An 11720-nucleotide genomic window follows, 5' to 3' on the forward strand; every position below is an offset into this window, starting at 1 on the left:
AATATTAGCTAAAAAATTTAACGGCATTTGATACAGCTTCTCGTTCGGTACGAGTGGTGTTAACTGCAGCACTTTCGTCAGCGTAACCAAACGACATACCAAATAAAATTCCACGCTGTTCAGGTAGGTTCAGCGCTGCTTTAACGGGATCTGGAAATTGCCCTAAAGCACCTTGCATACAACATGAAAGACCATGTTCAGCTAATATTAGTGCTAACGACTGCGCGTAAATCCCTAAATCAACGGCACCCATAATATCTAGGTATTTGTCCATAGTAAAAAATACGACATGCGGTGCATCAAAAAATTGCCAGTTGCGTATCATCGCCATTTGTCGGCCGCGTTTATCCTCTCGAGCGACACCGATTGCGCTATATAAGGCATTTGCAGAGCCAAATTGACGATCGCGATGAATACCTTCGTATTTGGGTAGCCAGTTAAAGTCTGGGTTTGGCGCTTCGCCTTTCATTACCGTGGCAACAAGATCTTGCTTCAGCTGGTCTTTCATTGCCCCTGAAACAACACAGGTTTGCCAAGGCTGCACATTACAGTTAGATGGTGATTGTTGTGCTTGTTCAAAAATAGTATCGAGCAATGCTTGAGAAACAGGTTTATCTAAATAAGCACGAGCTGAGTAACGTTTTTCTAATAAAGCAATAACAGACATAACAGAGATCCTTTTTAAAATCGTAAGGTAATTTTATATAGTTAACTTTAACAACGAGTTATCACAAACTCGGGGTAAGTTTATCTTGTCATGCTAAAGCTGATATTTTTATAACGCCAATGAATAATTATAATGGCGCTGTATTCAAATAACATATACTAGTGGAATAATTGTCACATTTTTATTCGTTATCTTGACAATTGTCAAATATCATAAAATCAATCTTGACAGCAGTAAAATTATCGATATATTTGTTTGGCTTGCTGTATACGAATAGTTAATAGTGAGTGATTAAAAATATTCATTTGTTTTATAACTGCCTTGTGATTAGCATAGAATTTATAAAATCTTACTAGAAATGATTAAGCGTAAAACAACATAAAGTTTGTTAAAAAATAATTTGGAGAATGACATAATGCCTGAGTATAAAGCACCGATCCGTGATATTAAGTTTGTTATGAAAGAGTTGTTAAACTGTGATGAGCACTATCAACAACTTGGTTATAGCGATGCAAGCGACGATATGATCGACGCTATTCTTGGCGAAGCAGCAAAATTTACTGAACAAGTTATAGCGCCGCTTAATCAAATTGGTGACCAACAGGGCTGTACTTGGACCGATGGCGTGGTAACAACACCTGACGGTTTTAAAGAAGCATACAAGCAATATGTTGAAGGCGGATGGCCAACATTATCACAATCTGTAGAATTTGGCGGTCAAGGCTTACCACATTCACTCAATGGTGCCATTAGCGAAATGATGTCGGCGGCGAATCACAGTTTTGCCATGTATCCTGGCTTAAGCCACGGCGCATTAGCAACCATTGAAGCGCATGGTACTGACATGCAAAAACAACAATTTATGCCTAAGTTGGTTGAAGGTAGCTGGACAGGCACTATGTGCTTAACTGAACCTCACTGTGGTACTGATTTAGGCATGTTACGTACTAAAGCAGAACTAAATAACGATGGTAGCTACTCGTTAACAGGTACAAAAATATTCATTTCTGCTGGTGAACATGATTTATCTGACAACATTGTCCATATTGTTATTGCCCGTATTCCAGGTTCTCCTGAAGGTAGTAAAGGTATTTCGCTTTTCATCGTACCTAAATTTAACGTTAACGACGACGGAACTATTGCTGATAGAAACGGCGTAACTTGTGGAACAATTGAACACAAAATGGGCATTAATGCCAACGCGACATGTGTGATCAATTTTGACAGTGCAAAAGGTTATTTAATAGGTGAAGTTAACCGTGGCTTAAACTGCATGTTTACTTTTATGAATGCTGCTCGTTTAGGTGTGGCTTTAGAAGGTACTGCGGCAACTGAGGCTTCTTTTCAAGGTGCATTAGCGTATGCAAAAGATCGCTTACAAATGCGTTCTATTAGTGGTGTAAAAAATCCTAATGGTCCTGCAGATCCAATTATTGTTCATCCCGATGTACGTCGTATGCTATTAACGCAAAAGTCGATTGCTGAAGGTGGTCGCGCATTGGTTGCTTATTTATCGCAATTAGTTGATATAACACATGCTGAAAAAGACGCTGACAAAGTTGCACAAGCAGATACCAAACTTGCGTTACTTACGCCGATTGCCAAAGCTTTGCTGAGTGAACTTGGTTTTGAGTGTACTAGTCACGGTGTACAAATTTTTGGTGGTCATGGTTTTATCAAAGAGTGGGGCATGGAACAACTGATGCGCGATACTAAAATCAGTTGTCTTTATGAAGGCACTACAGGTATTCAAGCATTAGATTTATTGGCGCGCAAAATTTTAGGGAGTAAAGGGGCTATTTTAAAGCCATTTATGACCGATGTTGGTGCTTTTTGCCAAGCAAACGCAAGCAACCCAGCTTTAGCAGAGCATGTTAAAACACTAGCGAGTTATTGTGAACAATGGCAGAGCATTACTGGCGATGTTGGTAAAAAAGCCATGAGTAACCCAGATGAAATTGGTGGTGCCTCAGTTGATTACTTAATGTTTGCTGGTTACGTTACTTTGGCCTACTTTTGGGCGCAAATGGCGTCAGTTGCACAAAGTAAGTTAGCCAGTGGTGCAGATGATGAAGCGTTTTATCAAGCTAAACTTCAAACCTGTGAGTTTTACTTTAAGCGCATATTACCACGCGCACAAGGACACGCAGCCTGTATTGAAGGCGGTGTAGACTCTATGATGTCTTTAGATAGCGAAGACTTTGCATTTTAAATAACGCTTAAATGGTTATTTAATAATAGAGTTGGCTTTATCATATCAGCAGGATATTAAAGTAGGATAGAGGTAGTAAACATACCGTAATATCCTACTGATTTAACGTTTGATGATGCGATAACGCTAATATATAAAAATGGCGATGATTTACTCTTATAGTAAATTATCGCCATTCTTGTTTTGTATCATGTTTTGTACCTGATTCAGTGCTGGTATTTTTTATTAAAAAGTCACTTCAGCGTATCCCGCTAACTAACTCTCTAACTTTTGCTATTGATTTACCGTCAAAAATAAATTCAAAATGCTTAGTTTGAATTGCACTATTAACATAAAGAGGGGAAAACAAACCCCAGCAAGTAGCATTGTTATTTCTAACTGAATGATAATGAATACCCTGAGCATTATTTTTTTTAAGTTGTGCACCTAATTCTCTGGGCTTTATATAATCGTCAGACTCATAAATACCTGCAACATCAGTACAATCTATAACCTCAGCACTAAATATGACTTTTAAGCAGCGCATATCTATGGTGTCGTAATGCAAGCCGCTAACATTCTTAAAATACTTTTCTTGATGATACAGCGTTTCTTTAATTGCGGTTTCAATGGTATCGGCAAGGTAAAGTATGCCAAAAGTACCGTCACTAAAGCGAGAGCCATCTACATTTATGTGCGTAAAAGGGGCAGTAACGTAATTTACACCATCAATGCCAAACGGAATTTCATTACTCGGCAGCAGCGATAAATCACCCAGTTCATTTAATATTCTCGGGTTTGTTAATGCTTGAATAGCGTAAACGGCATCAAAATCTTCATGACTTATTACATCATCAAAAAGTGTGATCGGTGGGAACTTTGAATTGACCAAGCGGTACGACACTTTATCGACTAATTTAATGATGTCATTGGGAAGTTTCACGTTACCATTGACCATTGCGCATAGCATCTATGCGTTTAAATACTTCGTATAAAGTGCCAAACTTTCCCGTTGAAATAAGTGCTAGTGGTGAATTACCATTAAAATATGGGTTATTGTTTTTCATCGCCATAAAACCATAAATGTTGTCTGGGTTTGAAAAAATCATTTTTAACGCTTGATGAATATTAGCGATATAACTAATACGCTCTAGTTGATCGCTTGATAGCGTTGCACTTTCGTTATTTTGAAAACGATAATAGCTACTTTTGGTTAAACCGAGTATTGCTTGCTTGTCGCTCGCGCTACATTGCCATTTTTCTAGAATATTACTACCAAGCTTAAATGCCACCGAACTATTGATTTTCGGTGGGGTATTTTGATGTTTTGAAACCGTCATTAAATTGTCCTAGTCGCTTTTGAAAACATAATGTAATTGTAGTCCCAAAATAAACTATTTTCAATTGTTCGTGCTAAATGAAACTAATCGTTTGCCGGTTTTGAATTATTACTTGCCATTAACGTTATGGTTTTCTCTGATAAAATTAAAAATATTACCGCTGATATAATGGCAGAGGCAAATATCATACACATAACAATTATTTGATATCTAGCCGCAATTAACGGTGAAACACCAGAGAGAATTTGGCCTGTCATCATGCCAGGTATAGACACTAAGCCAACAGCAAATAAAGTATTAATAACCGGTATAGTGGCTGCATTGAGCGCACTTTTTCTGGCTTGTTGATACGGTATTTTATTACTCATTTCAGCATATAGCCGCTCTGCGCACAAACTAATGCTGTTCATCGCGGTGGCAAATATCATTCCACCTAGCGGGATAATTACTTGTGCTTGATACCAAGGACTTATCGATAATGCTCCTTGGGTAATTAAACATAATGTAAAACCACCACCACAAAAAATGGCAATAAAGCCATGTTTAAATAACAGTAATCGATAACTGGCAAGGGTGCGTAACGCTATCCAACAAGAAATGCCAACCATAGCGAATAATATTGCCGTTATTAACCAAGCATTATCCGAAAAAAATATATAACTCAATGCATAGCCAATGAGTAATAACTGTATTAACATTCGAGAAATTGCATAACTCGCTTGTTTAGCATTTAAAGACCATAAATAGAGAAAAAATAAAGCGACACCTACTGGAATAAAAGCAATAGCAAGGTCGATTAAGCTGATTAATTGCGGTGAATTGTTCATGAGTATGAATAATATTTTTAATGATAAAGCTATTATTTATTATATTTCCAAGAGATACAATTATAGAATTACTCAGGCCAAACTCCTGTTTAAAAGCATTAATAACAAGGAACATACATTGAAGAGTGCCAGTCAGAAACTGATTCAGACGTTATTGGTTGTAATAACCATTTTTACTTCATTTTCACTTTTAGCGCATGGCGTAGACGAAGCAACAAAACAATTTTTAGAGAGCAACCAAGGAGCAGCAATATTTCCCTTTATCTATATTGGCGCCAAGCACATGCTAACGGGTTACGATCATTTATTGTTTCTGATTGGCGTGGTGTTCTTTTTATTTCGCAGCAAAGATGTTCTGCTATATGTTAGCTTATTTACCTTAGGGCATAGCTTAACTTTACTTTATGGCGTGTTTAGTCATATTGCGATAAATCCTTATATAATTGATGCCATTATTGGTTTATCAGTCGTTTACAAAGGTTTTGATAACTTAGGGGGCTTTCAACGGTTATTTAATTGCCAACCTAATACAAAAATTGCGGTGATCATATTTGGTCTCTTCCATGGTTTTGGCTTAGCAACAAAATTACAAGAGTTTAAATTACCGGAGGAAGGATTAATCACCAACATAATTTCATTTAATATTGGCGTTGAAATAGGTCAATTCTTAGCCCTAACAATAGTATTAATCGTTTTGAATATATGGCGAAAATATCCAAGTTATCTGAGTTTTTCAGTTGCTACTAATACTGCATTAATCAGTGCTGGTTTCATGCTTATAGGCATGCAACTTACTGGTTATTTTGTCAATTAATAATACTTAATAGCGCGCAAAGTAATGTGTTGCAAATAAACGCTTAAAGACCAATTTAAACTAATAGGATCGCCCGTGAACGAATTTAGTATTCCAGTACAGAGCAATAAAACATTAATTAAAGCAGGAGTTATAGCATCTGTGGTGGCTATAATTTTACTTATCACTTGTATTTTACCTGCAGAATATAATATTGACCCAACAGGGGTAGGAAATAAACTAGGCCTTACGGCGATAGCTAATGTAGATCAAACACCAACAGAAAAGGTTGTCATCGAACGTGGAGCACAAAGTGATGTATTACGGAGCGACACTATAACCATTACTATTCCTGCAGGCAAAGGACTAGAGTATAAACTGAATATGGCTAAGCATGCGCATGTAGAGTATGAATGGCAAACTGATGGCACAGCGCTTTATTTTGACTTTCATGGAGAGCCCGCAGGTGACACCACTGGCTATTACGAAAGTTTTTCTATTACAACATCAAACAATATGAAGGGCTCGCTAACTACACCATTTAACGGCTCACACGGCTGGTATTGGAAAAACAATAGTTCGAATGATGTAGATGTATCATTAACAACTAAAGGCTACTACACCATAAAAGGCTAATGTAGTGCTTCACAAAGCTCACGTTTACTTAGGTTTTATCAGCGAAAATTCATTTAAATGAATAACCATAAAAATATGGGGGAAATGATACATGTCAGCTTCAAGTTTGGCCTTAACCAAAACATTAAATTCATACAATTTGTACATTTACTCACTATATTTTATTACTTTCTAGCCTTATTATTAGGGTATTAGCAGCTTACTAAGGAAATAGCTTTGTTGTCCCGTTTATATAATTTCATGCCTGGTTTACAAGTGCTATTTAACTATGAACGTACTTGGTTTGCTGATGACGTAAAAGCTGCATTGTCAGTAGCAGCTGTGGCGTTACCTGTTGCAATAGCGTACGCACAACTTACCGGCGTTAATGCTGCTGTTGGCTTATATTCTTGTATTTTGCCTATGGTGATATATGCGCTATTTGGCACTTCTAAACAATTAATTGTTGGTCCTGATGCAGCAACCTGCGCAGTAATTGCTGCCGTTGTAACACCTTTGGCAGCAGGTGATATTGTTAAGCATTGGCAATTAGTTATTACCATGACAATCATGACCGGTTTTTGGTGTATTATAGCCAGTCGCTTTAAACTCGGTGTATTGGCAGATTTTTTATCAAAACCTATTTTAATGGGGTTATTAAATGGTGTTGCTATTACCATTATTGTTGGTCAATTCTCTAAAATATTTGGCTTTACCTTTGACGAAAAGTATTTATTAGAGCGATTAGGCGGTGTACCTCAGTATCTTTCACAAGCCCACGTACCAACGTTATTAATGGCCTTGCTTACCGTTAGCATTTATTTTTTCCTTAAGCGTATGAAACCTACTTGGCCTGCTTCTATGTTCGCCATTACTATTGCCTCGGCGTTAGTGTGGCTTTTTAACCTAGAACAATTCCAAATTAAAACCATTGGGATTGTAGACGGGGGATTACCATTATTTAAAGCGCCCGAGTTTAATGTCGGTATTATTCGAGAATTAGTCATGCCAGCACTTAACTTAGCTATTGTCAGCTTTGTTAGTTTAATGCTTACCGCTCGTAGTTTTGCCGCCAAAAATGGTTACGAAATTGATGCAGATAAAGAATTTATGGCCTTAGGGCTAGCTAACTTTGCTTCAGCACTTTCTCAAGGTTTTGCCGTTAGTGGCGCAGCCTCTCGTACTGCAGTAAACGATGTTAACGGCGGTAAAACTCAGTTAGTTTCTATTATTGCTGCAATTATTATTGGCGTTATTGCTGTTTATATCACAGCGCCACTTGAATATATTCCAAGTGCCGCCTTGGGTATTGTGTTAATTATTGCTTCTGCGCATCTGTTAGATTTAAAGTCTGTTTGGCAACTAAGATTAAAAGATAAACAAGCCTTTTACTTAACCTTAACAACTTTATTTGCTGTACTTTTTATTGGTGTTATTCCTGGTATTACGCTGGCTGTATTATTAGGTTTATTTCAATTTATTAGAACAGTCATGAGACCTACAGATCACATACTTGGTGTTGATATAAAAGGCGTTGTAAGAAGTTTAGATACTACCGATAAAGCCAAGCCAATAGATGGTATTTTTATCTATCGCTTTAATTCACCGCTTACGTACTTCAATTCAAGCTTTTTCAAGCGCAGGTTATTAGAGCAATACGCAAGACAAAAAGATGATATTGAATGCGTAATTATCGATGCAGTACCGTGTTTTACTCATTTAGATTTAAGTGTCATGGCAATGTTAGCCGATTTAGACACCATTTTTAGAAAACGTGGCGTACGCCTAGAAATTGCAGGAAGGAAAAGACAACTGTTAGCGTGGTTTAAAACTACAGACATAAAATCAGGCAATGAAGGAATATACGTTCACTCAGATTTGTACTTAGCATTAAGGATTAATCAAGCTAAACAAATTACTGCCAGAGAAGAGCAAGTTGAGGTAATCTAACAGTGTTCTGTTCACACTATTTATCCACGTTGATTAGCTAGCGTTTCGTTTACTAGCATGTTGTACACTCGTTAATAGCAACAACATGCTTTTCTATTTAGATAAACTTAAACAGAAGCAATAACATAAAACATCAAAGCTAATCAGGTTTAGATGTTTTCGGGTCGGGTTCATCTGAATTTAAAACATCAAAACAGTCATTTGCTTCTTGGCAATCTACACTTTCATTAATGCTCGGCTCATTTAACAATACATCATCAGCATATATCCCTTTAGTTCGCCATACACCGCTTTGCCAGCGTTTAAAGCCAATAACACCACGAATACATTCGTCTAAGCTTGTTGCAAACCAAATACCGATTAAACCAAAGGCAAAATGAAGCCCTAAAAGCCAAGATAAAGGTAGGGCGATAAACCACATTAAGACAAAACCGATAGTTGACACATACCGAGCATCGCCAGAAGCCCTTAAAGACGCGCCAACAATAAGATTAATGCTGCGACCAAACTCTCCCATAATGGCCACCCAAAGTATTAATCGACCTAAGGCCCATATGTCGGTATTTGAGGTAAAGATACTAAAAAGGTGTTCAGAAAAGGTTAATAACGTAAATACAAAGAACATCGCACCAGCAAGGCCTATCTTAAGACCTAACATTAATTGTTCATGTGCTTCATTGTATCGTTTCGCACCTATAAAGTGAGCTACTTTAATTTGTACCCCAGCACTGATCGCAAAACCATAAAGAATCGCTGTAAATAACAAGTTAAAGGTATAAATGCGAGTAGCCAATGCTAATTCGCCCATAGTAACGATCATCACCGTCATCACTATTTGCGTAAGCTGCCACGACATAGGCTCTAACACAGAAGGAAGTGCTATTTTTAATATCGGCGTACTGTCTTTTTTAAACAGCAGCCAATTACTGGGCAAAGTTATTTTAATATGTAAATGCTTAATAATAATTAAGGTAAAACATAAGCTTACAACCCATGCTATTACAGAAGCATAAGCCACGCCTTGCACACCAAGCGCAGGAAAACCGAACTTTCCATCAACTAATAAATAATTAAAAAGTATGTTAACTATGGTCATGATAAAAGTAGACCACATGTTCCAGTGCGTTTTACCTTGCGAAGTTAAAACGGCAGCGGCAGCAAAACGAATTGCCAGCACCCAAGTGCCCATACCAATAGTACTTAAATAAATACTTGCCATGGCTGACATATCGTCTTGCAAACCCATCCACTGAGCAAAAGTAGGGGCAAAACTCATCATCATAACGGTTAGAAAAACACCACCGAAAAGCAAGACCGCAAAAAGAGCGCCATAAGTAGAAGCTAACTTACTATAATCTCCAGCACCAATTCTTTGTGAGGCAACACTGCTACCGCCTTGATGCAGTGTACTATATAGTGCAAATGCTATACCCAAAATCGGCATAACAGCGCCAATAGATGCCGCTGCAGTATCAGATATACGACTTAAAAACCAAGCATCGGTAACATTAATCATAAAAATGAAAAACAGATCAATAAAAATTGGCCAAGTTAAACGAAGTAAACTTCGATCAGCAACCGACGGGCTTGATTTTTGCACGCTATCTCCTTAAAAATTGCAATAAAACAGTATAACAGTTGAGCACATAAATACTGTTGCATACGTTTGTTACAAATCGTAATAAATAATTTATTAGATAAAAATTGAAAACATAAACAACTGCAAGCGTGAGTAGGGCAGTAAAAAAAGCTATATTTGATGGTTTATTCAGCACTCGGTAATAAAAATTAAATAAAATGGCTATTATTAGCAATTAGCACTTTACAAAGGCGTTAACAGTATTTATTATTCGCCCCGTTCTGAAGCAGCAATGCTTTTGAACTTCAGGTGAGATGGCTGAGTGGTCGAAAGCACCGGTCTTGAAAACCGGCAAGGGTTTGTAGCCCTTCTAGAGTTCAAATCTCTATCTCACCGCCACATTAAGAAGAGCCCGTTAATCGAAAGATTAGCGGGCTTTTTGCATTTCAGGAATGAATAAAAAGGGTTTGTAGCGCTAATCCTTCGAGTAGAGTTCAAATCTCTATCTCTAGGTTTTTATTACATCACTGTAAAACCGCATAACTTCATCCTTGAAGTTAAGAGAAACATTAAGAGAATCAGAAACCGGTTAACCGAAAGGTCGATTGAATTTATTATGAGTGTCATCTTAAACTTTTCTAAAACGGTGCGGATCCTTTTTACTCATCACCTTCTAAGTACAAAGTCCCGTTTGCTTTAATCACTGCTAACCACTTTTCAGACATTACAAATGCATGCTCAATTTCTTCTGGTGTTAGCTGTAGATAAAGTTTTTCTTGAAGCCATGCATAACGGTTATATATTTCGTTATTTGGAGTCAGTTCTAGAATTAATTGATTAAATGCTGCAGATTTAACATTATTATTTTTGCCAAACTTCTGTGTATTACCAATATGAGACAACCTCGTTAATGCTTTGATACTGCCATTTTGTGCAGCTTGTTGTAAAAACTTTATTTGTTGTGCAAGAAAATTATCGCGCGTTGTTATAAAGTCTTCTCGTTCAAGGCTTTGATAGCCTTGAGACGTCATAAAAAACTCAGGTGTAATAGTGCCAATATATTCTTGTGCGGCTACATATCCATTGTTTGCAGCGACTTTCGAGTAATTGTAAAACTCGTCACGCTGATTTTGTTCAATGCCAATACAATACTCATATTTCTCTGATATTCTACTTATTGTAAGGGCGCTATCGCTATAATCGAGGGCTTGCGTTAGTTTTATATCAAGTGCGGTTTTATCTATGGGACTGTTAAAACAATAGTTAAGGTTCCTCGCAAGAATATACCTTGCTTTATTATCTCCATTTTCAGCAGCGTTTGTAAGTTCTTCAAACTTACTCAATAAATTGTTGGAAAATTTCCATTCAGGCCTCTGCATAACAACCATTTCAGCACTTTTTCTACTTGTAGTATGTAATGAGTGAGGAGCGTTAATACTTTTTACATCGACTATAGGTTTTGTGGACTTGGCATTTTTGCCTAGAGTGTCAATTACTTGGTTATTTTCGGTGTTAAATACATTTGTAGTTACGCTTTCCGTTTCCGTATCATCGATAAAGTTGAAGATAAATAAGGCTAAGCCAATATTCAACAATATTAATAGTAAGACTGACGTCGTGAAATTTTTTCTACGTTGAAACATGAGTTTATTGTGTCCTTACATCAATATCGAGTGTTAGGTATATATTTTTCTAATTGGCTTCTTAACAGATTATTAATTATTTCCGATGAAGCAGGTTAAATTAAATGGTATCCGC

10 protein-coding genes and 1 tRNA gene are annotated in these 11720 nt (G+C 37.1%); 5 read left to right on the forward strand and 6 right to left on the reverse strand.

Features of this window, described 5'->3' with window-relative positions:
- Nucleotides 1–4: 4 nt before the first annotated feature.
- Nucleotides 5–667 carry a nitroreductase family protein gene (locus B6A32_RS09855; protein ID WP_085303476.1) on the reverse strand — a complete coding sequence of 221 codons (663 nt, stop codon included), beginning with the start codon at nt 665–667 and terminating at the stop codon, nt 5–7.
- A gap of 415 nt (nt 668–1082) precedes the next feature.
- On the opposite strand from B6A32_RS09855, the gene B6A32_RS09860 reads away from it, so the two are divergent.
- Complete coding sequence (locus tag B6A32_RS09860; protein ID WP_085303477.1) at nt 1083–2879, forward strand: acyl-CoA dehydrogenase C-terminal domain-containing protein; 1797 nt, start codon at nt 1083–1085, stop codon at nt 2877–2879.
- A 238-nt stretch (nt 2880–3117) separates the two neighbouring features.
- On the opposite strand, the gene B6A32_RS09865 is transcribed toward B6A32_RS09860, so the two are convergent.
- The 3 genes from B6A32_RS09865 to B6A32_RS09875 all read right to left on the reverse strand — a co-directional run bounded on the left by B6A32_RS09865 (nt 3118) and on the right by B6A32_RS09875 (nt 5025).
- Nucleotides 3118–3801: an RES family NAD+ phosphorylase gene (locus B6A32_RS09865; RefSeq protein ID WP_233131373.1), complete on the reverse strand. Its 684-nt coding sequence runs from the start codon at nt 3799–3801 to the stop codon at nt 3118–3120.
- Between the two features lies 1 nt (nt 3802).
- A complete protein-coding gene (locus B6A32_RS09870) occupies nt 3803–4198 on the reverse strand; it encodes an antitoxin Xre-like helix-turn-helix domain-containing protein (RefSeq protein ID WP_085303479.1) in 396 nt (131 codons plus the stop codon).
- A gap of 83 nt (nt 4199–4281) precedes the next feature.
- Nucleotides 4282–5025 (reverse strand): ABC transporter permease, encoded by a 744-nt coding sequence (locus B6A32_RS09875; RefSeq protein ID WP_085303480.1) that lies wholly within the window; start codon nt 5023–5025, stop codon nt 4282–4284.
- A 118-nt stretch (nt 5026–5143) separates the two neighbouring features.
- Here B6A32_RS09875 and B6A32_RS09880 point away from each other — a divergent pair, with 118 nt between their 5' ends.
- The 3 genes from B6A32_RS09880 (at nt 5144) to B6A32_RS09890 (ending at nt 8383) form a co-directional block, all read left to right on the forward strand.
- Nucleotides 5144–5839, forward strand: coding sequence for a HupE/UreJ family protein (locus B6A32_RS09880; RefSeq protein WP_233131374.1), 696 nt, complete (start codon nt 5144–5146; stop codon nt 5837–5839).
- A gap of 75 nt (nt 5840–5914) precedes the next feature.
- On the forward strand, nt 5915–6454 hold the full coding sequence (locus B6A32_RS09885; RefSeq protein ID WP_085303481.1) for a hypothetical protein: 540 nt from the start codon (nt 5915–5917) through the stop codon (nt 6452–6454).
- Nucleotides 6455–6670: 216 nt separating this feature from the next.
- A complete protein-coding gene (locus tag B6A32_RS09890) occupies nt 6671–8383 on the forward strand; it encodes a SulP family inorganic anion transporter (protein WP_198946901.1) in 1713 nt (570 codons plus the stop codon).
- Between the two features lie 139 nt (nt 8384–8522).
- On the opposite strand, the gene B6A32_RS09895 is transcribed toward B6A32_RS09890, so the two are convergent.
- On the reverse strand, nt 8523–9983 hold the full coding sequence (locus B6A32_RS09895) for an MATE family efflux transporter (RefSeq protein WP_085303482.1): 1461 nt from the start codon (nt 9981–9983) through the stop codon (nt 8523–8525).
- 287 nt (nt 9984–10270) lie between these two features.
- On the opposite strand from B6A32_RS09895, the gene B6A32_RS09900 reads away from it, so the two are divergent.
- A tRNA-Ser gene (locus B6A32_RS09900) sits at nt 10271–10361 on the forward strand.
- A 260-nt stretch (nt 10362–10621) separates the two neighbouring features.
- Here B6A32_RS09900 and B6A32_RS09905 read toward each other — a convergent pair.
- Entirely contained in the window at nt 10622–11605 is a 984-nt protein-coding gene (locus tag B6A32_RS09905) for a sel1 repeat family protein (RefSeq protein WP_085303483.1), read from the reverse strand.
- Between the last annotated feature and the right edge of the window lie 115 nt (nt 11606–11720).

This window comes from Colwellia polaris (genome assembly GCF_002104515.1).
Classification (GTDB): Bacteria; Pseudomonadota; Gammaproteobacteria; order Enterobacterales; family Alteromonadaceae; genus Cognaticolwellia; species Cognaticolwellia polaris.

Coding starts and splice junctions, on each gene's coding strand:
- B6A32_RS09875 (WP_085303480.1), bottom strand. CDS start 5,025: ATGAACAATTCACCGCAATTAATCAGCTTAATCGACCTTGCTATTGCT.
- B6A32_RS09860 (WP_085303477.1), top strand. CDS start 1,083: ATGCCTGAGTATAAAGCACCGATCCGTGATATTAAGTTTGTTATGAAA.
- B6A32_RS09870 (WP_085303479.1), bottom strand. CDS start 4,198: ATGACGGTTTCAAAACATCAAAATACCCCACCGAAAATCAATAGTTCG.
- B6A32_RS09905 (WP_085303483.1), bottom strand. CDS start 11,605: ATGTTTCAACGTAGAAAAAATTTCACGACGTCAGTCTTACTATTAATA.
- B6A32_RS09855 (WP_085303476.1), bottom strand. CDS start 667: ATGTCTGTTATTGCTTTATTAGAAAAACGTTACTCAGCTCGTGCTTAT.